This is a genomic window from Acinetobacter sp. RG5 (assembly GCF_031844265.1).
Lineage (GTDB): Bacteria > Pseudomonadota > Gammaproteobacteria > Pseudomonadales > Moraxellaceae > Acinetobacter.
Genome location: NZ_JAUZUV010000010.1, coordinates 1 through 22,043, shown reverse-complemented (window position 1 = coordinate 22,043; position 22,043 = coordinate 1). Strand labels below are relative to the sequence as shown.

Here is a 22,043-nt window from a genome sequence, read left to right as displayed (position 1 = left end):
AAATCCCTTAATCAAACTCATTGAAAAAGGGATATAAAACAAATGCTTTTTTAAAATTAGACGGATTCAAACAAGATAAAGTCACTTTGCATCTGGTAGCGTTTGCCTGTTTGATCTTCACGAATTTCCAGAACATGCTTTTTCAGATCGACATAGAGCAGATTTCGGGTATCGACATTCAGCAGTTCAATCTTTTGTTGTGATTCATCCTGAAACCGAATCTGCCCACTCATCGTTTCAATTTTATTATGTCCACTTAAACTTTCACGCTGTAAAGTAAAGGTCTGATCTTCATTCAAGGTCAAGGCCACTGCCATACCCGGACAATCTTCACAACTTGAAAAACATCCCATACATGGCGTCGTGCCCTGATAACTCCCAACCCAGACAGGAATCTGAGCTTTGGCTTCCATCACCGTTTTTGCAGCTGGCTGATTCGGCTCCTGATATCCGAACAACGCACTGCTTGCGACCAGAGGAATCACCAGCACTTTTTTCATTACTTCACACCACAGCCATGGACTGCGCGACAAAATAACATATTTAGCTAACGGGCTAAACTCCCAAATCAGGGATATTTAGCGCCAGCCTTTGCGACCGGTCAGTACCGCATCCGCACAGCGCAAGGTTTCTTGCGTCAGGCCCCAAAGACGGTAATCTCCAGTTAATGAACCTGTCGGGAAATTATGCGTATAGGCAAAACTCAAACCGCGCTCAGGATCGCACCAGGCACCAGAGCCATTAAACCCCATATGACCAAAACCTTTAGAGGCTTTTCCTAAAGTGAGAACACGGTGATAACCCAAGCGCCAGTGCATCGGTAAAGGCATGATCCGATCGCGTGTTTTGTACTGCACCTGACTCAGTCGCTGGAACACCTCAGGCGAAATCAGTTGCTGACCTTGCCATTCACCATGACTGGCCAGCATGGCATAGATTTTTGCCAGACTCTCTGCGGTAAAGACACCGTTAGCAGATGGGATAATGGCTTTTAGCCCCTGTTCACTAAAAAAACTAAATTTCTTCATGCCTTTGGGAATCATGGCATCCTGAAAATCCTGAGGATCCTGCCCGCTAAAGACCAAGGCTCGCTCCATCAGGTTCGGCTTTCTTGGTGTGGTTTTTTTCGAAGTCTGTGTTTGAGACTTGGTTATCTTAGGCTTTAAAATAGGTAAGGCCACCCGAGCCAACTCATTCGTCGGCACGCTGAAATAGGCGCCATTTAATTGTAATGGCTGAACCAGATATTCCTTCATCAGTACACCCAGTTTTTTACCTGTTGCTTTTTCCAGTACACCACCCACCTGCCAGCCAAAGGTCAGCGGTTGATAAGCGGCATCTGTAGCAACCTGAAAACGTGGTTCTGCTGTCGCAATCCGGTCCAGCATATGCGACCAGTCGGCCATTTCAGTGGCATCATCAATCATATTACGGATATCAAACAGGCCACTTTGATGACTCAGCATATGCGCCAGAGTAATATTTTCTTTACCCTTTTGTGCAAATTCAGGCCAGTATTCTGCAACCGGTCGATCATAATCCAGATAACCTTGACTCACCAGAATGTGCGCCAAAGTCGCCAGCACACCTTTGCCTGTGGAATAACACAGCGACATGGTATCCGGTTGCCAGTTTTCAGTGACAGACTTTTTACCGGTATAAATATCGACGACCTTTTGTCCCTCAAAATATACCACCAGTGCGGCACCACCCTGTTCGGTACGTGCATCCTGCAAACGGCTAAACTGACGGGCAAGGTCACTGAAACGCTCATCGACATTGCCCTGATAATTGTGCTGATCAGCAAACAGATAATCTTTAATTGGCTGCATCATTCTATCCATAGAATATTGATCCCTTAAAATGAAAAAGCCTAAATCGGGTTTAGGCTTTTGATCCAGATTTAAATCGCTTTGATATGACCGGTGACATGCGGTTTTTGACTCTTACTGTTTCGAATCAGGAAATCTGTCTCATTCGCTGCCTGCGCGGTCAGGAACTCAACTTTAGATGGCAAGTACATCGGCAACTTGAACCAGACATCAACTTCATAAGCATCTGGCAATGACAGATTCGCCAGTGCTTTGGCTTTGCTCCACATACCATGTGCAATTGCCTGTTTAAAGCCAAAGGCTTTCGCTGTAACTGCATGAATATGAATCAGGTTAAAGTCACCTGAGGTCATGGCATAACGGCGACCCGTATTCTCCGAGATGCTCCATTCATTATTCAGTTTGTATTCTGGCGCTTGGCTTTCTGCAGGTTTAGCAGCCGCTTTAGCATTGGTCTTTTGACGTGACAGATAAGTGGTTAATGCTTCAACTACGACCTCACCTGCCACTTTGACTGTAGTAATGAAATCAAACTGCACACCTTTATCATGTGGCTGCAATTCGCCAAATTTGCATGCTAGGGTCAAGGTTTCATTGACGCCGATTTTACGGTATTGCTTCACTTGGTTACGGATATGTACCAGACCCAAGATCGGAAACGGAAATGCTTCTGAAGTCATCATGTGCATTTGTAGACTTTGTGAAAGCACCGTCAGATAGATTGCTGGAATATAACCATTATTTTTAAAACCGCAGACTTCATTATAGGCTTTCAGATGTTTTTGATCGACCTTGAATGAATCCACCTCATATTCAACTTGCGGTAGAACTTTTTCAGCTTTCGGCTTTTTAAAAATCAAGCCTTGAATCACTTTTGGATAGGCTAAATAAGGTTTTGGAAGTTGACTAAAATGGCGCGTATTCATACTGAACCTTTAAAATATTCTTTTCATTTATATATGAGTGGAGTTCTCTCTCCCTTTGGGAGAGAGTTAGAGAGAGGGCTAAAAAAAGGCCCCTAATCTCCCTCTCCTAAATCCTCCCCCTGAGCTTCAATAAAGCGCAAGAGAGAACTTGAATGCTTTAAGCCCCTAAAAGACTTTGACCACATACACGTACCACGTTGCCATTTAAACCTGTTGATGCAGTAGCAGCAAACATTGCAATCGTTTCTGCAACATCGACAGGTAGACCGCCTTGACTCATCGAATTCATACGGCGGCCCGCTTCACGGATCGCAAATGGAATCGCAGCCGTCATTTGTGTTTCGATAAAGCCCGGTGCAACGGCATTAATGGTTATACCATTTTTTAAAGTTGGTGCTGTGAATTTCACCACACCAATCACACCCGCTTTAGACGCTGCATAGTTGGTTTGACCCAGGTTACCTGCAATGCCTGAAATTGAGGATACACAGATAATACGACCATTGGCATTTAGACCATCGTTGGAGATTAAATAGTCATTTACACGTTCAATCGCCGACAGGTTGATGTTAATCACCAGATCCCACAGTTCAGGCTTCATATTGGCCAAGGTCTTGTCACGGGTAATTCCGGCATTGTGCACAATGATGTCTAAGCCGCCATGCTCTGCTGCCGCTGCCTTGATCTTCTCACCTGCATCTGCAGCTGTAATATCAATAGCCAAGGTAGAACCGCCGATCTCACTAGCTACACGATCAAGGTCAGCCTGCTGTTGTGGAACATCCAGACAGATGACATGTGCACCATCACGGGCCAATACATGGGCAATCGCTTCACCAATACCACGGCTTGCGCCTGTCACAACCGCAGTTTTACCCGCTAATGGCTTGGTCCAGTCTACGTCTACTTTTTCAGCAGGTGAAACACGAATCACCTGACCAGAAACATAGGCAGAACGTGGAGAAACTGCAAAACGTAAAGCAGACTCAAGGTTTGCTTCTGCACCAGCATCTACATAGATCAGGTTCGCTGCAATTCCCTTTTTAAACTCTTTACCAACAGATTTTACAAAACCTTCCAGTGCACGTTGAGCGATTGACTGACTGACTGATTTAGCAGTTTCAGGCGTAGTCCCTACAATCACGACACGGCCAGAACTTTGGATTTGACGCGCAATCGGGTTAAAGAAATCATAAAGTGATTTTAACTGTTCTGAATTTTCGATCCCTGAAGCATCAAAAATAACGACCTTGAATTTTGATTCTTTATCGCCCGGGTTAAATGCACCCAGATTCAGCCCAGATGCTGCAGCCGCCTGTTGCAACTCAGCATTATTACCTGCATAGCTGTTGGCATGAATATTTGCCAGAACCTGAGCAATAGCACCCGTCAATGGACTTGCTGGTGCTGCGCCCAATAATACTGCGCCTTTTACCACCGGCGTAGCAGACTCAAAACGGTCTAAAGAAGTTGGGGATGGCAGACCCAAATTTTTAATGACAAATTTACCAATAGGAGATTTTGCAAAAGTTTGGTACTGATCAGTCATGTTTATTATCTCTCATACAAATTAATTTTTGGTTGATCTAAAGTTATCCTTAAACTTCAATATGATGCCAGACACTTATATTTCAACAGATCCACCAGATTCTGCCCAATCATACTTGAGATAATAGGCAGATGACTTGACCTGAGCGCAGCCTGTAATGTCATTGTAGTCAATACAGCCTATCTTCTTCTGTGCTAATGTAAGCGCCAAGAAGACGATCTATTTGCCTGGTAAAGCCTTATGAGCAAAACAACTCAAGATAATCCAGCAGTCGAGAACTCTGCGACAGAAACTGTGTCAAAACCATCAACGCGTAGCAAGCGTAGCACTAAAAATCCTGATACAGCCAATGCCACAGAAAAAAGTCCGGCTAAAACCACACGTACACGCAGTACATCTGCACGTACCAAAAAAACGACTTCAAGCCAACAAGATTCAACATCTATAACACAGACTTCTGTTCAACAGGAACCAAACATGAGCCAAAATACAGTTCGCCGCGTTGCTATTATTGGTGGTAACCGCATTCCATTTGCACGTTCTAACGGTGCTTACTTTACGGCATCCAATACTGATATGTTCACAGCAGCCCTGAATGGTCTGGTTGAACGTTTTAACCTTCAAGGTCAACGCTTAGGTGAAGTGGTTGCAGGTGCTGTACTGAAACACAGCCGCGATTTCAACATGACTCGTGAATGTGTACTAAATACTGCTCTTGCACCGGAAACCCCTGCTTATGACATTCAGCAAGCATGTGGTACTGGCCTTCAAGCGGCATTTCTGGTAGCGAACAAGATTGCTCTAGGTCAAATCGAAGTAGGCATTGCAGGTGGTGTAGATACGACTTCTGATGCACCGATTGCTTTTGGTGACGGTTTACGTAAAGCATTACTTGAGCTAAATATCGCGAAAACTGCAAAAGACCGTCTGAAAGCATTGACCAAGATCAATGTGAAAGACCTGATGGATGCACCAAAAAATGGTGAACCGCGTACAGGTCTGTCTATGGGTGATCATCAGGCGATTACCACACTGGAATGGGGAATTTCCCGTGAAGCGCAAGATGAACTGGCTGCATCTTCACACCAGAAAATGGCTGCAGCTTATGAAGAAGGTTTCTTTGATGACCTGATTACACCATTCTTGGGTCTTCAACGTGACAATAACCTGCGTGCTGATTCTTCAGTTGAGAAGCTGGCAAAACTTAAACCTGCTTTTGGTAAAGGTGATGCCCGTACCATGACAGCAGGTAACTCTACGCCACTGACAGATGGTGCTTCTTGTGTGCTATTGGCTTCTGAAGAATGGGCGAAGGCAAATGGCCATGAAGTGTTGGCTTACCTGACTTTCCAGGAAACTGCCGCAGTTGATTTCGTTGAGAAAAAAGAAGGCTTGTTGATGGCGCCTGCTTATGCAGTGCCACGTATGCTGGAGCGTGCGGGTCTGAAACTGCAAGACTTCGACTATTATGAAATTCATGAGGCTTTTGCATCTCAAGTATTGTCTACGCTGAAAGCTTGGGAAGATCCGAAATTCTGTAAAGAGCGTTTAGGTTTAGACGCTCCACTGGGTTCAATTGACCGTGCAAAACTGAACGTAAAAGGCTCTTCACTTGCTGCTGGTCACCCATTTGCAGCAACCGGCGGTCGTATCATTGCGACAGCAGCAAAACTGATTAACCAGAAAGGTTCAGGCCGCGTACTAGTGTCCATCTGTGCCGCCGGTGGTCAAGGTGTCACAGCGATTATTGAAAAATAATTGTTCCCACTATAAAAAAAGCCCCTCAATTCAGGGGCTTTTTTTATGACTTATTAATTTGGCAGTGGGTTATTTTTGAAGTATTCATCCACTTTATTCCACGGCGCAGTCGATGCTACACCTTTCACCATATTCTGGTTCACACCCTGACAAAGTGCGCTGTCTGGCGTCAAGTGAAAAGCATTCACATTTGGGTCCATATAAGGAATTGAACCTGGACGGCGCTGGAAATAGAAGTTTAACCAATCGACGATAGCTTCAAAGCCATAATTCGACATGGCCCAGGCACTATTATGCCCGCCCCAATGATGACCAAATTCATGTGCAATAATTCGATAACCAGATAATCTGTAATGGCCATAGAATAACCAAGTATCTACTCCTAATACTGCTCCACCACCTAAACCACCACCCATATTGGTAATGCCAAGATTAATTTCATTGCGGTTAAGAATTTCCCGATAGATCCGGACATAATCTTCTGGCTGAAAGAAACCATTCGGCCCTTCTACCTGACCATCATTGCCAAAAAAATCGTGTCCCATGACCGCTTTATGGTTAAACCATAAGGTTTCAAATTCTGGAGTACTGAGCATATAGGCCAGATTGGTCATCATCATGACCCATTCCCGGGCATAGACCGGCGTAATACGACACCATTTATTCGGTTCATCATAGGTACCAAAATAAATTTTCCATTTGGCTTTAATCTGGTTCAGCTTTTTGACGTGCTCATCGGTCTCAGAGTTAATTTTCAGATCAAAAATATTGCTTGGATTTTGCGTGGTCTGACTCAGACCTGCTAGCTGGATCGAGCCTGTGCCATCGAGCAACGGGAAACGGGATTGATCGGTCAGTTTGAGATCAAAGCTGGCATTCGAAAATGGCGTCAACTGATCCAGCTTTGCCAGAATCACCCAGTCTTCTGAGTTTTTAATCTTGGCACGAATCTGCAAATCACGTACAGGCACAGCACTGTAGCTTTGCAAATGCAGGCGATTGCCATTTAGGGTTGCCGATAAAATATGGTCCATATAGACATGACGCTGGCTGCTATTGGTCAAGGTTTCCCATGATTCACCATCCTGCAAGACACGGCTTCTCTCGCGTGCTTTAGATTCGGTTAAAATCATAGCTTGGTTTAGCTGGGTGGATTTATTCTGTTGCAGGGTCAGCATTGGCAGAATATAAATTTTCTGATTGGCCATGTGTAATAGATTCTGACCATAAATATAAAGATCGCTGGCTTTAGCTATTCGGCTGCTCTGGTTTTGCCCTTTTAAAATATAGTCTCGAAAGGTATCCACACTTTTATTAGGTAAGATAGACTCCAAGTTAAAGGATTTTTCCTTGTAACTTTCTACAGTGCCATCATTCCGTGACACATAGACCAGGCCATCGTTATGGCGATGCATGACTGCCGACAAATTGGTTTCTATTAAAATGGGCGTAATATTATTTCCATTTTCCTGAATCTGATTGATATCGTGGACATAAGTCATACCATCCGGCACGCTGGTATACAGATAGTCGCCCATGACCTCCATACGTGCATTACAGTTGCGTGCACAGCCCGGCAAGCTGAGCCGTGCAAATTTGCGGGCCTTTAAATGGTTTTGCGCTGTCACATCACTTTGACGCCAGACATTGATCCGGCCTTCAATATCAGGTACATACACATAACGGTCGTCAGCAGTCACTGCATTGCTATGTACCAGCGCATAATTAAGCGCATCGCCCCACCATACACCTATGCCGAGTGCCATAATGAAGCTCGGCTGCTCACCACTAATATCTAGAATATCAATTCGGTTCGAGCCATAATTGGCCACATACAAACGCCCTGCATGAATTTCCAGATCATTCAGGCTGTCCCATTTTTTGGCCAGACCCGAAATTTTCATAGGATCAATCGCACTGAGTGCACGTTTTTGTTTTAAGTCATAACGTAGAATATTCGATTCGGCCTGACTATTGGCAATATAAAGCACATCGCCATTTACCACCATGGCGGTGGGATTCCAGATTTTCAGACCGAAATTCCCTGCTGTTAATTCCGAACCTACATCCAGAACCTTAAATTCCGCAATTTTGCTCAGTTGCTCACCCGAACCTGGTGAAATTACGAAATCCGGAAGCGTCTGCTGTGGCGTACTGCTATCACCTCCTCCACCCCCACAACCAGACATCAGCAACACGATGGACACTGACAAAGTCACTCGTCTAAATAGCATTGAATTCCCCAATAAATTTTAAAATTAAAATAAAAAATCAATGTCTTATATCTTAATTTTCAGTTGGGTTCGAGCATAAAAAATGAGGACTTGATCAAGTCCTCATCGCTGAATATTTCACCTTTCGCATTCTGAAAAGGGAGTCTAAACTGTGTGGTATTTTTTATGGCATATTTTATGATGAGATTTTCCGATAATCCGGCTGGAGCCCTAGTCTGGCTTCTAGATGATCATAAATCCACTGAAAGATAAAGGTATATACAAGAATACAAAGGGTTAGAGCTAAGTCCAGCAAAAAGGCCTGAGCCAGACTCATGTGTAAGGCATAAGCCACCATCGGAATGGTCGCCAGCATCAAACCGCCTTCAAAGCCAATTGCATGAGCAATTCGCACTTTAACGCTTCTTTTCAAACGATGTTTTGCTTCAAATTTTTCAAAATAATGATTAAACAGCATGTTCCAGAGTACTGAAGTCACGGCCATAGCAATCCCGAGTGCACCGGTGACCTCAAGCGGCATATGCATCAATGTACTTAGCAGGACAGCGATCACGACCAGTAAAATGCCTTCATATAAAGCCGCATGAATCAACCTTCTTTTGGAAATTAACATATCAAATCAGCTCAATTCATTACATGATGCAAGAATTTTATTTCTTTAAATCTGACTATTCGAGTTAGAATCTATCAGTAAAAATGAAAGATAAAATTATGAATGTTAATCAGGAACAGCTGCTGATGTTTAAAACTGTGATGGAAACCGGTTCTTTCTCTGCAGCTGCCCGTCAACTGGGTAAAGTACCTTCCGCAGTCAGCATGGCCATTGCCAATCTGGAAATTGATTTAAATCTGGAACTGTTTCAGCGTATAGGTCGTGAACCGAAACCGACCGCACAGGCGCAAGTATTGTATGAAAAAACCCAGCAGCTACTGGTAGAAATGAACCAGTGGAAACAGCATGCTCAAGCTCTAAGTTCAGGCCTGGAATCTGAACTGAATATTGTGGTGGTTTCAGAATTACTGCATACGCGTTGGACCGATTATATCGTGTTACTGGAACAGGAATTTCCTGCACTGCAAGTCAATGTATTTAGTGCACCTCAGGAAGATGCACATCGTATGCTGTTCGAAGGTTCAGCGCAGCTGGCCCTGATGTTTGAACGCGAACAACTGGAAACACGGGAACAGTTTGTGGAATTGAAACGTGAGGTACTGGTCGCTGTAATCGCCAAACAGCATCCCCTAAGTCAATTCGATCAAGTCAGTTATGAACAGATTTTGCAAAACAGGCAGATTGTGGTGGCCAGTCGGGATCGCACCATCAAGCCGGAACTACTCTTTTCACGAAATTACTGGCGCACCGACAACCATCACTCGGCTTGCAGCATGATTCAGCAAGGACTGGGCTGGGGGGTTCTGCCATTCGAAATGCTGAATGAGCAGCCACATTTGCAAGATCAGTTACAGGTTCTCAACCTGCTCGATTTCACCCCAAAGTTTGAATATTTTGTTGATCTGGTCTGGAGCAGAGAAACCCGATTAGGCACAGCTGCTCATTTTTTGATTAATCACTTGCGCAAACAACGTAAAACCGGGCATTAATCACAGAAATTCAACGACAGTCTACTTGGTAAACCGGCCATTTATGATATATAAGAAAGCATAAGCAATAACCATAGAACTAGATCGTAATGACATTAACTGCATTAAACCAATTAAAAAACTTGACGACCATTGTGGCAGACAGCAGTGATTTGAGTGCCATTGAAAAATTTCGTCCGCTTGATGCAACCACCAATCCATCGCTGATTACTGCAGCAGCGAAACAACCTGAAAATCAGGCCTTGATTGAAGCTGCTTTTCAGCAAGCCCAGCAAGAAGGCTATACAGATGACGCCCTGATTGAACGTACCATTGATATTTTGACGGTCAAATTCGGTGTAGAAATCTTAAAACTGATTGAAGGTCGTGTTTCAACGGAAGTCGATGCTTCGCTGTCCTTTAATACTGAAGCTACCATTGCCAAAGCCAAAGAGTTACTGGCACTTTATGCGCAATATGGAATTGACTCAGACCGCATTCTGATCAAGATCGCGTCTACCTGGGAAGGCATTCAGGCAGCGAAAGCACTGGAAGAACAAGGCATTCATACCAATCTGACTTTATTGTTTGGTCAGCATCAGGCCCATGCCTGTGCCGATGCCAAAGTGACTCTAATCTCGCCTTTTGTCGGCCGTATTCTGGACTGGTACAAAAAAGCTGAAGGCGTTGAGTCTTACCCCATTGAACAAGATCCGGGGGTCTTATCAGTTAAGCGTATTTATGAGTTCTATAAAGCACATGGTATTCAGACTGAAATCATGGGCGCCAGCTTCCGAAGTATTGATCAGGTACTAGGCTTGAGCGGCTGTGATCTGCTCACGGTAGCGCCAAATTTATTGGCCGAACTAGAAAATGATCAACGTGAAGTGCGAGCTCAACTCTCAGCCAAAGATATTCAAGTTCAAGGTGAACTCAGTCCAATCAGCCATGCCGATTTTGATGCACAATTGAAACAGGATCCGATGGCCAGTGAATTACTGCAAGGTGGGATCGACGGCTTCATTAAAGCACGTGAACAACTGGCTGCTTTATTACGTGAAACTTTCCTGAGTACCACTGAAATTTAAAGAAAATTCGGCAAATTTCTCCAAGCCGATGTTGCTATAATGCCACATCGGCTTTTTTGTTCATGCGAGTTTTTCGTGTTTGGTATCATAGATCTAACGACCTTTATCATTGGAACCACGTTGATTGTGTTACTGCCTGGGCCGAACTCCCTGTATGTCATGTCGATTGCCTCCCGTTTTGGGATTAAGACTGGATATATGGGTGCCTTGGGGGTTTATACCGGTGATCTGATCCTGATTATATGTACGGCATTGGGAGCAGCTTCTTTACTGCATGCCTTTCCGGTACTGTTTATTGCCCTGAAAATTATCGGAGCAATCTATCTCAGTTACTTGGGTATCAAGCTAATCATTGCGGCCTACCAGACTTTCTTTCCGGAAAAGTCATCACAACGCGTCCAGATTAAAAAGACGACTCCAGATACGGTAGAATCTGTTCAGCCCTTTCGTACTGCGCTCACAATCAGTATTTTAAATCCCAAAGCGATTCTGTTTTATCTGTCTTTTTTTGTGCAGTTTGTCGATCCTGCCTATCCTTATCCAGCCCTGACATTCACGCTTCTGGCTGTAATCTTGCAATTGATCAGTATGACCTATCTGTCGATCCTGATTTTTTCTGGTGTAAAACTGGCCTCCTATTTCAATCAGAACTATAAAGTGACTGCCAGCTGTGTCGCGGCGGTTGGGATCCTGTTTTGCGGTTTTGGCCTTAAACTGGCGACTTCAACTTTCTAGCAATGACCGGCTTCAAGCCAGCAGACCTCTGGATAAAATTGTTAAAAACATTGTGTTGATACGTGAAAAGCGTATGATTTAAACGCATTTAAAAATAGTGTCATGGATGATGCCAAAACTTTTACAAGATCTCTCCTTTCCCGCCATCATGGCCGGTTTTATTACCTGCATGATTGGTATCAGTGTTTCTGCCGTACTGGTTATTGAAGCTGCGCAAAGCCTGGGTGCCAATCAGGCACAGATCAGTTCCTGGTTGTGGGCACTGGGTATCGGCATTGGAGTTTCCGGGTTTCTGCTTTCCTGGAAATATCGCTATCCGATTTCAACCGCCTGGTCGACTGCCGGTCTGGCGCTGGTCATTGCTTCTGCCGGTCACTATAGTCTGGGGGAAGCAATTGGCGCTTTTCTGATTTCTGGTGTCCTGATTGCCTGTCTGGGATTCTTTGGAATTTTCGAGCGAATTTTTCAGTTTATTCCACAAAGTTTGACCAGTGCCATGCTAGCAGGTGTGTTATTAAAATTTGGCATCTCAGTGTTTGGTAGTTTGCAACAGTCATGGGAATTTGTGCTTTGTGTACTGGCGATTTATCTGGTTTCCAAAAAACTGAGTACGCGCTATAGCATCGTGATTACCGTGTTGATGGCTATTGCCCTTTGTCCGTTCTTTATTAATTTTACTATTCCACAGCTGAACTGGAGTATTGCCCAGCCGGTCTGGACTACGCCTGAATTTAGCCTACAGGCTATTTTAGGACTGGCTTTACCCTTAATGGTGATTAACCTGGCATCGCAATACCTGCCCGGCTTGGCTGTGATTAAAAGTTATGGCTATCCACCCAAGGTCAATCCGATTTTAGGCTGGACGGGTATTACCCAGGCGATGCTGGCACCCTTTGGCTGTTTCAGTGTCAATCTTGCCGCAATCAGTGCGGCAGTCAGTCTGGATGCCCAAGCGCATCCTGATCCGGCCAAACGTTATATTGCAGGGATGAGCTGCGGCCTGTTTTATATTCTGATGGGTTTTTTTGCTGCGACCTTGACCAGTGTACTGATGGCTTTTCCAGGGATTCTGATTACAGTCTTGGCAGGCATTGCCCTGTTTGGCACCATTGGCCACAATATTGCGCTGGCTTTTCAGGACAGTCATGACCGTGAAGCTGCACTGATGACGTTCTTGTTTAGCGCCTCTAATATCCAGTTTTTTGGTATTGGCTCCGCTTTTTGGGGACTGCTACTGGGTTTGATGGTTTATTTGCTGTTTAAGCTGAAACCGCAAGTGGCATAAGCTTATTGTAGAAATGAAGCAGCTACTTTGTCTGCCTTTTTAATGTCCTGCAGTTTGGGAAAATAGGTTAATCACCACCACACCGGAAATGATCAGTGCAATCCCGATAAAAGCGGGCAAATCCAGCGCCTGCTTAAAGATTACATAGCCTACGATTGCCGTAAGAACAATGCCTACTCCCGCCCAGATCGCATAGGCAATGCCTAAAGGAATGACTTTAATCACCTGAGACAATAAATAAAATGCTATACAGAATAAAATGACTACTGCCAGAGATGGCCATAATCGGGTAAAGCCTTCTGACTTCACCAGAAATGTTGATCCAGTCACTTCGGCAATAATAGCCAACGCCAACAACAAATATGCCCATGAGACAGGATTCATTTTTTAAACTCCAAACAATTTTTCAATGATTGCTGTCGGGACGATCTGACATGATCACTCTTGAGAGATTCATTTTGCACCGTTTTCTCTTCAAGGGGAAAGCTGATGTAAAAAATCCAGGGTTTTGACAAAGGTTTGCTGACTTTCCTTTTTTCCCATAAAAAACTGATATTCATGAATGAGCCAGGCCTTAGACTCTGGATAAAATATTTCAGTCACAGGAACCTGCTGTTCCTTCAAAGCTTTTACAAATGGTAGCGACTGAGTATCGGTCAGAAAATCCTTGTTCCCGCCACTGATGAACACTGGCGGATAAGACGGCGTAATATACTGAATCGGAGAAATCTGCTTTAAAAACTCGGCATCATGTTTACGATCGCCGGTATAAGCCTGAATCAGGTTAAAGACACCCCATTCGATAATTTTCATTTCCTCAGGTGCTGTGCTGGCAAATGCTTCCAAGTCATAAATTCCACAATGCAAGATTAAACCTTTAAGCTGCGCGGGTTGCAGATGAGGCTGAATACCGGATTGGTCGGCAAATACAGGATTGGTCAAAAGCGCGGCGTAATGGCTGGCCATATTCGCCCCGGCAGAATCTCCGGCCAGATATAAGTTCTGGGCATCGATTTGGTAGGTGTCTGTATAGGTATCGAGAAATTCAAGTGCCTGATTGATCTGGTGTAACTGGCTTGGATAGGTCACTTGTGGCGCAAACTGATATTGCACGGATACCACGTTATAGCCCTGTGCCGCCAGCAGCTTGAAATAACCGCGTGCATGTTCTTTAGAACCTGAAATCCAGCCGCCGCCATGAATCCAGACAATGGTCGGTCGTGGGCCAATACTGGCAATATTCTGCGGCTGATACAGATCCAGAGATAATTTCTGTTGCGGCGCATAGGCAATATTCTGCTGCACGATAACCGCACTAGGTGCATAACGATCCATCACTTTTTGCTGCAAGCCTGTGGTCAGGTTAAAAGCACCGGCAATGACTTTACTGTTCTGTGCGGTCTGACAGCCGGAAAGAATAACTGAACTTATGAGCAAAAGATGAATGGCAAAAAACCTCAAAACTGTCCCCTATACATGATCTAAAAACAGGCTACGGCAGTTTAAACTATCCTGCTGCAAACAAGGACTATTCATCCTCTTATTTTTGATCACTAAAACTGCAATTCCGAGTTTTTTACTCTGTTTTTTCCATCACTTTTACATGAAAAATATTTGTAATTTAATGAGTTTTTTCAATTTTACCGCTTTTTTGCAATTGCACCCGCCACAGCACTGTGCTATCAATAAACCAAGCCTAAAAATCAGACAACCTGCGGAGAAAAACCATGGCTTATCAACATATTTTAGTCCCAGTGGACGGTTCAGAAATTTCCTTTTCTGCAGTACGACATGCTGCCAAAATTGCCAAGGCATTCGGTAGTCAGCTTTCCCTGATCAGCCTGATCGCAGAAGATCCTTTTACCGAGGCTGATTTCTATTACAGCTCCTCCATCATGAAGGAATATTTTATCGAGGCACATGCCAATGCCAAAAAGGCCTTGAAAGAAGCCACTGCCATCGCAGCCGGTGAAGGTATTGAAGCGCAATCCCGCATTGTCACAGGTTTAGTCAATGCAGAGCATATTGCTGAAACCGCGGGTGAAGTGAAAGCAGACCTGATTGTTATGGGTTCTCATGGCCGTAAAGGCTTCCAGAAAATGATTCTGGGCAGCTTTGCACAAGATGTATTGGGTGCGAGTGAAATTCCCGTACTGATCGTGAAAAAATAATCCTGACGCTGCGCATCTTCAAGATGCGCAGTACTTGCTACTTTACATTTGAACCTCTAGCAAAACATGCTGTGGAGATTTACTCGCTCAAACCACCCCCGCTTACTGCAATAATAAATATGAGGAAGCACCATGAATAACTATGATCATCTTCTCGTAGCACTCGATGAGTCCTCGATTTCCTATGCTGCCGCAGATCACGCCCTGGAACTGGCCAAAGTATTTCATAGCCATGTCACTTTACTCAGTGTGATTGCGGTAGATCCCTTTAAGGGCGTAGATTTTTACAAAGTTGCTCCAGCAGTCACAGATTACTTTATGCATGCAGAACAAAATGCGCTGGATCGTTTAAATGAACTGAAACTGAACTTTGTTCGTGATGGCATCCAGGTGACGACAAAAATCCTGCATGGCATGGCACCGTCAGAAGGCATTATACAGGCTGCAAATGAATCCCCGACCGATATGATCATTATGGGTTCACATGGTCGTAAAGGTCTGCAGAAACTCATGCTGGGCAGTGTCGCTCAAAATGTTCTGGCACTTTCCTCTATTCCAGTACTCATCGTCAGACAATAAGATGCTTGATCAAAGCCTGTATGATGCAGGCTTTTAGCGAAGTTTTTGATTTAACTCACTTAAGAAAATTTCAGCATCAAGCTGGCTTTGAAATACTTTTTTGTATTCTCCGACCTGCTGAATGGAATGCGGCGTATATTGAATGGAGATTTCAAGTAAGCCATTTTCAGGATTCTTGCTGACATGTACGGCAATAATATGCTGGCTATTTAAATAAAAACCATCTTCAATTTTCACTAACATATCTTGGACAACCTCTAGTAAGCGAATCTGTAGATCCCTTTACCTAGCTTACAGCTTAATAAACAAATACTCTTTTCCGTATAATCATACTGTAACACCCTTTGGTACTTACCTAGGCCTTTAGAGAAATTCAACTGTATTTAAAGCCAGCGTTTGAAATAAACAGGAAATAAAAAACCGGATCAGGTCGATCCGGTTTTTTATGAATATTGATGTTATACGCTGAGCATACTATTGAGTGTCTCAGACACGTTTTTAGATTTAACCAGTGGCTTTAAGGTTTCAAGCTGTGCTTTCACTTCACTGCGTTGCGGTTCTGCCAAGGTATACCAGCGTGACAATACCTGTAGCAAACGTGAGCCTACAATCGGATTTTTCTCGTCCAGATATTTCGCCAGACTAATAAAATGCTGTACGCCAAAGCTCCAGGTATTGACCGGATTGGCATTCAGACCACCACTCACGGCACGGATACGGTTAGGCACCGCCAAATCATAATCCGGATGCTGGGTCAGATACGCAATGGTTTCATCTGTTGCTTTTGGATGTGCTGCCTGAACCATAAACCATTGGTCTAAAGACAAGGCTTCATCTTCAAAGCGGCTATAAAAATCTGCCAGAGCTTCTTCTGCTTGTGGCGCATCATTCCAGACCAGAACTTTCAGTGCACCCAAACGTTCAGACATATTGCCTGTGTGATATTGCTCATAGGCTAAATCAAAGGCGAATGCATCTCCCTGACGAGCCATCATCGTGAGCATGATGTTTCTTAAGGCGCGCACGCCCATCGCTTGCGAAAATTCAGATTGCAGATCAGGATCCAGATTGAGATAAGTTTCTTTCGCAGTTTCCCCAAAGGCACGTGCCAAGGTATGCAGCAAAGCCTCACGCTTTTCCTGAATCAGGACCGGATTATAATTCTGATCAATACGGCTACCTAAATAACCTTCAGATGGTACATCAAACAAACGTGATGCCAACAGCGGATCTTTTTCAATCACATCCGGCAAGGTATTAAGCATAGCCTCGATATAAATTTCTGCAGGCTGGTCATCCAGCAAGATACGCTCGAGTAAGGTCTGAGTTGCTTGCCACTGGTTAAAACCATTCGTTTCATATTGCAACAGGAAAGCCAGTTCTTTTTCTGAATAGTCAAAGTCCAGATTTACCGGAGCAGAGAAATTGCGCAGCAAGGACACCACCGGTTTTGCTGTCACACCGCTAAATTCGATCGTGGCTTCATCCTGATCAAACAGATACACGCCATCTTTGACGCCATTTTCAAAGAGTGCTTCAGAAGTTAGCGTTAGCTGTTCACCGCTTTCAGCATCAAACAATGCCAAAGCCACGGGAATGGGTACTGCTTTCAGATTTGGATATTTAGCATGGGTTTTCAGGCTTTGCTTAAAGCTGAGGCGATAGATTTGGGTCTCTACATCATATTCAGCTTTTGCTTGAAGTTTAGGCGTACCCGGCTGGTTATACCAGGTCAGGAAATTTGAAAGATCTACACCTGAACCTGCTGTTAGTGCAGCCACCCAATCCTCAACCGTTACCGCCTGACCATCATGACGGCGGAAATATTCATCGGTTCCCTGACGGAATTTTTCCTTGCCAAGCAAGGTCGCCATCATGCGGTTAATTTCCGCACCTTTTTCATAAACAGTGGCAGTATAGAAGTTATTAATTTCTACAAAATGATCTGGACGCGGTGGATGTGACAATGGTCCTGAATCTTCCGGGAACTGATGTGCTTTCAGAACCGCTACATCATCAATACGCTGTACCGCAGCCGACTGCAAATCTTCCGAGAAAGACTGGTCACGGAATACAGTCAAGCCTTCTTTCAAACATAACTGGAACCAGTCACGACAGGTAATCCGGTTACCTGTCCAGTTATGGAAATATTCATGTGCAATGACTGACTGTACTCGCATGATGGCGGCATCAGTGGTGTACTCTTCATCGGCTAGCACGCATGAAGTATTGAAGATATTCAGACCTTTATTTTCCATGGCACCCATGTTGAATGCACTGGTCGCCACAATCATGTAATTATCCAGATCATAAGGCAGACCATAATGCTCCTCATCCCAGCGCATGGAATGTTTGAGCGCTTCCATGGCGATCTTGCATTTTGGAATATCTTTTTCTTCTGCGTAGATTTCCAGAGCTACATTGCGGCCTTCCGAAGTAACATAATGATCTTTCATCACGGCCAGATCACCAATCACACAGGCGAACAAATAGCTCGGTTTCTTGGTCGGATCCTGCCACACTGCATAGTGACGATTTTCATCTACTTCACCAGTTTCCAGCAGGTTACCATTTGCAAGCAAAACCGGATATTTCTTATCTGCTTCGACACGCGTCGTAAAAACAGACAACACATCAGGACGATCTGGATAAAAAGTAATTTTACGGAACCCTTCTGGTTCATTTTGGGTCACAAACAGATCTGAACTGGCCTGATATAAACCTTCCAGCATGGTATTACTTTCAGGATGAATTTTGACCACGATTTCAAGCGACACTTGATCAGGCGCATTAGTAATGACTAGCTGTTCAGCATCCAGGTGGTAGTCACTGGCATTCAGGATTTGACCATTTAACCGAATCGATTGCAGCTCCAGATCGCGGCCAAGCAGAACCAGATCGCCAGCAGTTTGGCGCTGCATCTCCAGCTTGCTGCTGACCAGACTGTGGTCACTATAGACTTGAATATTCAGGTCGATGGAATCAACAATAAAGGAAGGTTTTTGATAGTCTTTTAAATAAATGGTTTGATCCGCTTCGATCACCGGGTTTGCCGCAATATTCATGTCCTGTCCTAATCTTTTATCGTGTTCGACATTGTTCATGTCAAAATCATACGCCAAGTTTTAAACGCTGTCTGTGCATTTGTATTGTTAGATCTAATATGGGCATTTCGTGCACCACTTTCAATGCATTCTGCCTAATTGAGCAGCACTTGGCTCTACATAAGAAATATCTGTGCCATAAAAATAACCAGAATCATAATTTCTTACATTTTCATAAATAACTGATTTAAAAATATATAATTTTATTTGCAGAGTACCGCATAAATGAAGATTAAAAAATGAGCACACTTTTTGCTACAGTTAAACTGTGTTTTCCCACACTTCCAATGAAAGAATAATGATAACGATGATGAGGTGAGCCATGTATTTAAAACAGCATGTTGTACGGATCGAAAATATCAAAACTTTGCAGACCCTGGATCAGGCCAATATTGACCATAAAGTGATTGCACTGATGATGAGCTGTGAAGGCATTCCGCTTCAGGCCCATGAAGTGACTGCCATTCTCAACACCTACGATGCACTCGGTGCCAAAAAAGTGCCCTCTAAAAAGGTTCAGGCCTTAATTCATGCCAAACACCGCGGCGAGGAGGACGACACATTACCCTGCCCGGTTTAAAAAACGTCATTTCATGTTTTTAAAATCAGAGCTACTTCGGTAGCTCTTCTCCTGTTTGGGTGACTAATTTTGATTTAGAAAAATTGCACCAGTCCACTACGTTTGCATCTCATCAGCCGTGTATAATCAAATGCCCTTCCATTCTAGAGTTGCTCGCGACCATGGTATTCAGTGTTCTGCAAAAACAGCTTGATGAAAGTACTCACTGCCCATTGTGTAAGGCATCGATGTATTGGATTGAGGCAGAACAATATGATCAGGAGCTGAGCTATCATGAATGCAGCCATTGCCAGCATCAGCTTTACTCCGATCAAAAGCACAATTGTTATTGCGAACAATGTCTGGCGCAGCGTAAACGCATGCTCAAGGAAGTCCGTTTACAGGAAAACCGTCAATATCATAAAAAGCAGGATCGGCCGGTTCTTGAGCTGAATCAGCTCAGTTTTATCAATAAGCTGTTTTTACTTTCGGTTCTGGATGAACAGGTGCAGGAATATAGTCAGCACCGTGAATATATTGACTGGCATCAAATTCGATATTATTCCATCAGTCCCAATTATCTGTTCCAACATGGTCTGGTAAAAATCCTAATCAGGGATCAGGTTCTGATTCCCAAAGATCTCCAGCAGGAAAATCAGCATTATTATATTAATGTCCGACTGGATGGATATTCTGAACCGACCCTGTTCAGCATTACCCAGCAGCTGCGCAATTGGTTTTACCAAAACCTGAGCCAAGGTGTGCCCTTTAAAAGTGCAGATGAAGTCAAAGATGCACTCTATTGCCTGCTGTATGAAGAAATCATTCAGTTTGCCCAATTCTATTGTCGTAGCTGGAATGTGCAAATTGCCGGAAATCAGAGCTTTCAGACTTTTTGCTATCGTCTTTTGGATGTACTGGCTGTGGGACAGATTTATTATCTGGTACAAACGGGACTTGAATATCTGTACAAACAAAAAGCTCTTAAGCCACGCAATGAAAATTTTATTAATACTAATCTGCTAAAGAAAACCTTGCAGCAGTACCGGGAACGTTCCGTCACGGAAAAATGGGAAACCTCTACCCTGCCACGCCCTCCGCAACTGGCTTTCAGCAAGATGAGCGAAATCCTGTTTTATCGTTTTCTGGGCTATGATGAAAATATCTTCTTTCAGCCAGTATGGCGTTCGTGGCACAAGATCGAACCTCGCCTGAAATTTTATTCCCAGAAACGTTGTATGCACTGCGGCTCACAGGAACTGTCGGTGGATTATGATGCCAGTGACTATGTCAGCCTGTTCTGTCGTAGCTGCAAGCATCAAGACCATTATTTTACCCGCTGACCGAATAGACAACTTATCTTCCACTTTTATAAATGACCACGATGACGACTTAGATGCAAGCATTACAGCAAACCCTTCTGGACCAGATCTGTGAAGCCTGGTTGAAACTTCAGCAACAGCAGCCCTTGGTGCATATCATGACCAATACGGTGGCCAGCAATTATGTCGCCAATATTGTACTGGCTGCACATGCATCTCCAGCCATGATCGACAATCCTTTTGAAGCTGAAAGTTTTGCCAAGATTGCAGCAGCAATCAGTCTGAATCTGGGTACACCGACGACAGAGCAGGTTCAGGCGATGCAGATTGCTGCGAAAACTGCACATCAGCTGCAAAAACCCTGGGTGCTTGATCCGGTCGGTTATGGAACAGTGCTGCACTGGCGTTCTGGCGTCGTAGATCAGTTGATGCATTCCCAGCCTACGATTTTACGAGGCAATGCTTCTGAAATTGGTGCTTTGGCTGGCAAGCAGATCGAGTCCAAGGGTGTAGACAGCACAGTAGACAGTGCGGATGTTTATTTACAGGCGCGAAGTTTGCTGGATCATTGTGAATGTATCGCAATCTCCGGTGAATCTGATTACATTATTTCGAAAGACTATCCTGTGATACAGGTGTCAGGCGGTTCTGCTTTACAGCCCCGAATCACGGCGATGGGATGTGCACTCGGTGCACTGATCGCTGCCTATAGTGCAGTAACGTCTCCAGCCCTTGCTGCATTAACGGCACATGTACATTTTGCAATTGCCGGTCAATTGGCATTTGAACGCGCACAACAGTTAGGCAGTTTTAATGTCGCCTTTCTGGATGAAATCCACCAACTCAATACTGAAACAATCCGAAAATACGCCAACTTTAAAATTCTGCCAGAATCCATTTAGTTTACTGGTCGCTTCACAGGGTGTTTATTCTCTTGAATAGATAAACGCCCCTATTTAGATTGATCCTGCTCATTTGCTCTATTGACCTCATTAGAAATGTTTTGTCTAGCTCTTTCGGAGATCATTTTTGAGTAGTTTTATTCTGAACTGAGTAGGCTTCATGCAACTTATCTAGTAATTTCCACACAAACGGTTTCCATTTTACTTAAGATCTGTTTGCATCATGCAAATCTAGTTCATGTGAATTGTAGTTCAATTTTTTGTCAGTATTTAAATATGACTTTTAAGTTTTGATTAACAGGTTACATGAATCAATATTTGATGCTTGATCATGCTTATTTTTGATTGCTGATTTGACTTTTTTGGCTTCAAAATCCCAGTGCAATACTAGGATATTCAGCTCAATCGGGAACATGAC

The 22,043-nt window shown here is 43.9% G+C and carries 20 protein-coding genes; 10 read left to right on the top strand and 10 right to left on the bottom strand.

What is annotated here, in order from left to right; translation table 11 throughout:
* Positions 1-56: 56 nt before the first annotated feature.
* The 4 genes from Q9R21_RS10035 to Q9R21_RS10020 form a co-directional block, all read right to left on the bottom strand.
* A complete protein-coding gene (locus tag Q9R21_RS10035; RefSeq protein WP_311204386.1) occupies positions 57-500 on the bottom strand; it encodes a copper resistance protein NlpE N-terminal domain-containing protein in 444 nt (147 codons plus the stop codon).
* A 78-nt stretch (positions 501-578) separates the two neighbouring features.
* Positions 579-1,844: a serine hydrolase domain-containing protein gene (locus tag Q9R21_RS10030; RefSeq protein WP_311204385.1), complete on the bottom strand. Its 1,266-nt coding sequence runs from the start codon at positions 1,842-1,844 to the stop codon at positions 579-581.
* Positions 1,845-1,903: 59 nt separating this feature from the next.
* Positions 1,904-2,758, bottom strand: a complete 855-nt coding sequence (locus tag Q9R21_RS10025; protein WP_311204384.1) for a MaoC/PaaZ C-terminal domain-containing protein — start codon at positions 2,756-2,758, stop codon at positions 1,904-1,906.
* 157 nt (positions 2,759-2,915) lie between these two features.
* Positions 2,916-4,307, bottom strand: a complete 1,392-nt coding sequence (locus Q9R21_RS10020; RefSeq protein WP_153566239.1) for a 3-oxoacyl-ACP reductase — start codon at positions 4,305-4,307, stop codon at positions 2,916-2,918.
* Between the two features lie 240 nt (positions 4,308-4,547).
* On the opposite strand from Q9R21_RS10020, the gene Q9R21_RS10015 reads away from it, so the two are divergent.
* Positions 4,548-6,065 (top strand): acetyl-CoA C-acetyltransferase, encoded by a 1,518-nt coding sequence (locus Q9R21_RS10015; RefSeq protein ID WP_005263300.1) that lies wholly within the window; start codon positions 4,548-4,550, stop codon positions 6,063-6,065.
* 53 nt (positions 6,066-6,118) lie between these two features.
* Here the strand turns inward: Q9R21_RS10015 and Q9R21_RS10010 are convergent, their stop codons facing one another.
* Together Q9R21_RS10010 and aceI are read right to left on the bottom strand one after the other, a co-directional pair.
* Positions 6,119-8,299, bottom strand: a complete 2,181-nt coding sequence (locus Q9R21_RS10010; protein ID WP_311204383.1) for a hypothetical protein — start codon at positions 8,297-8,299, stop codon at positions 6,119-6,121.
* A 175-nt stretch (positions 8,300-8,474) separates the two neighbouring features.
* A complete protein-coding gene (gene aceI, locus Q9R21_RS10005; protein ID WP_311204382.1) occupies positions 8,475-8,912 on the bottom strand; it encodes a chlorhexidine efflux PACE transporter AceI in 438 nt (145 codons plus the stop codon).
* A 98-nt stretch (positions 8,913-9,010) separates the two neighbouring features.
* Here aceI and Q9R21_RS10000 point away from each other — a divergent pair, with 98 nt between their 5' ends.
* The 4 genes from Q9R21_RS10000 to Q9R21_RS09985 all read left to right on the top strand — a co-directional run bounded on the left by Q9R21_RS10000 (position 9,011) and on the right by Q9R21_RS09985 (position 12,988).
* Entirely contained in the window at positions 9,011-9,901 is an 891-nt protein-coding gene (locus Q9R21_RS10000; protein ID WP_311204381.1) for a LysR family transcriptional regulator, read from the top strand.
* Positions 9,902-9,990: 89 nt separating this feature from the next.
* Complete coding sequence (tal, locus tag Q9R21_RS09995; RefSeq protein ID WP_311204380.1) at positions 9,991-10,968, top strand: transaldolase; 978 nt, start codon at positions 9,991-9,993, stop codon at positions 10,966-10,968.
* A gap of 75 nt (positions 10,969-11,043) precedes the next feature.
* A complete protein-coding gene (gene leuE, locus Q9R21_RS09990) occupies positions 11,044-11,703 on the top strand; it encodes a leucine efflux protein LeuE (protein ID WP_311204379.1) in 660 nt (219 codons plus the stop codon).
* Between the two features lie 109 nt (positions 11,704-11,812).
* Positions 11,813-12,988 carry a benzoate/H(+) symporter BenE family transporter gene (locus Q9R21_RS09985; protein WP_311204414.1) on the top strand — a complete coding sequence of 392 codons (1,176 nt, stop codon included), beginning with the start codon at positions 11,813-11,815 and terminating at the stop codon, positions 12,986-12,988.
* A gap of 39 nt (positions 12,989-13,027) precedes the next feature.
* On the opposite strand, the gene Q9R21_RS09980 is transcribed toward Q9R21_RS09985, so the two are convergent.
* Together Q9R21_RS09980 and Q9R21_RS09975 are read right to left on the bottom strand one after the other, a co-directional pair.
* The gene (locus Q9R21_RS09980; RefSeq protein WP_004645439.1) at positions 13,028-13,372 is read right to left on the bottom strand and encodes an SMR family transporter; all 345 of its coding nucleotides are present in this window, start codon (positions 13,370-13,372) and stop codon (positions 13,028-13,030) included.
* Positions 13,373-13,462: 90 nt separating this feature from the next.
* Positions 13,463-14,449 carry an alpha/beta hydrolase gene (locus tag Q9R21_RS09975; protein WP_311204378.1) on the bottom strand — a complete coding sequence of 329 codons (987 nt, stop codon included), beginning with the start codon at positions 14,447-14,449 and terminating at the stop codon, positions 13,463-13,465.
* A 266-nt stretch (positions 14,450-14,715) separates the two neighbouring features.
* Here Q9R21_RS09975 and Q9R21_RS09970 point away from each other — a divergent pair, with 266 nt between their 5' ends.
* The gene (locus tag Q9R21_RS09970) at positions 14,716-15,159 is read left to right on the top strand and encodes a universal stress protein (RefSeq protein ID WP_004278834.1); all 444 of its coding nucleotides are present in this window, start codon (positions 14,716-14,718) and stop codon (positions 15,157-15,159) included.
* Positions 15,160-15,291: 132 nt separating this feature from the next.
* Entirely contained in the window at positions 15,292-15,738 is a 447-nt protein-coding gene (locus Q9R21_RS09965) for a universal stress protein (protein ID WP_311204377.1), read from the top strand.
* 33 nt (positions 15,739-15,771) lie between these two features.
* Here the strand turns inward: Q9R21_RS09965 and Q9R21_RS09960 are convergent, their stop codons facing one another.
* Both Q9R21_RS09960 and pepN read right to left on the bottom strand, forming a co-directional pair.
* Positions 15,772-15,981, bottom strand: coding sequence for a hypothetical protein (locus Q9R21_RS09960; protein ID WP_004278836.1), 210 nt, complete (start codon positions 15,979-15,981; stop codon positions 15,772-15,774).
* Positions 15,982-16,196: 215 nt separating this feature from the next.
* Complete coding sequence (pepN, locus tag Q9R21_RS09955; protein ID WP_311204376.1) at positions 16,197-18,803, bottom strand: aminopeptidase N; 2,607 nt, start codon at positions 18,801-18,803, stop codon at positions 16,197-16,199.
* A gap of 361 nt (positions 18,804-19,164) precedes the next feature.
* On the opposite strand from pepN, the gene Q9R21_RS09950 reads away from it, so the two are divergent.
* The 3 genes from Q9R21_RS09950 (at position 19,165) to thiM (ending at position 21,625) form a co-directional block, all read left to right on the top strand.
* Positions 19,165-19,422: a hypothetical protein gene (locus Q9R21_RS09950; protein ID WP_311204375.1), complete on the top strand. Its 258-nt coding sequence runs from the start codon at positions 19,165-19,167 to the stop codon at positions 19,420-19,422.
* A 161-nt stretch (positions 19,423-19,583) separates the two neighbouring features.
* Complete coding sequence (locus Q9R21_RS09945) at positions 19,584-20,744, top strand: hypothetical protein (protein ID WP_004278840.1); 1,161 nt, start codon at positions 19,584-19,586, stop codon at positions 20,742-20,744.
* Between the two features lie 53 nt (positions 20,745-20,797).
* Positions 20,798-21,625, top strand: coding sequence for a hydroxyethylthiazole kinase (gene thiM, locus Q9R21_RS09940; protein ID WP_311204374.1), 828 nt, complete (start codon positions 20,798-20,800; stop codon positions 21,623-21,625).
* The last annotated feature ends 418 nt before the right edge of the window (positions 21,626-22,043 follow it).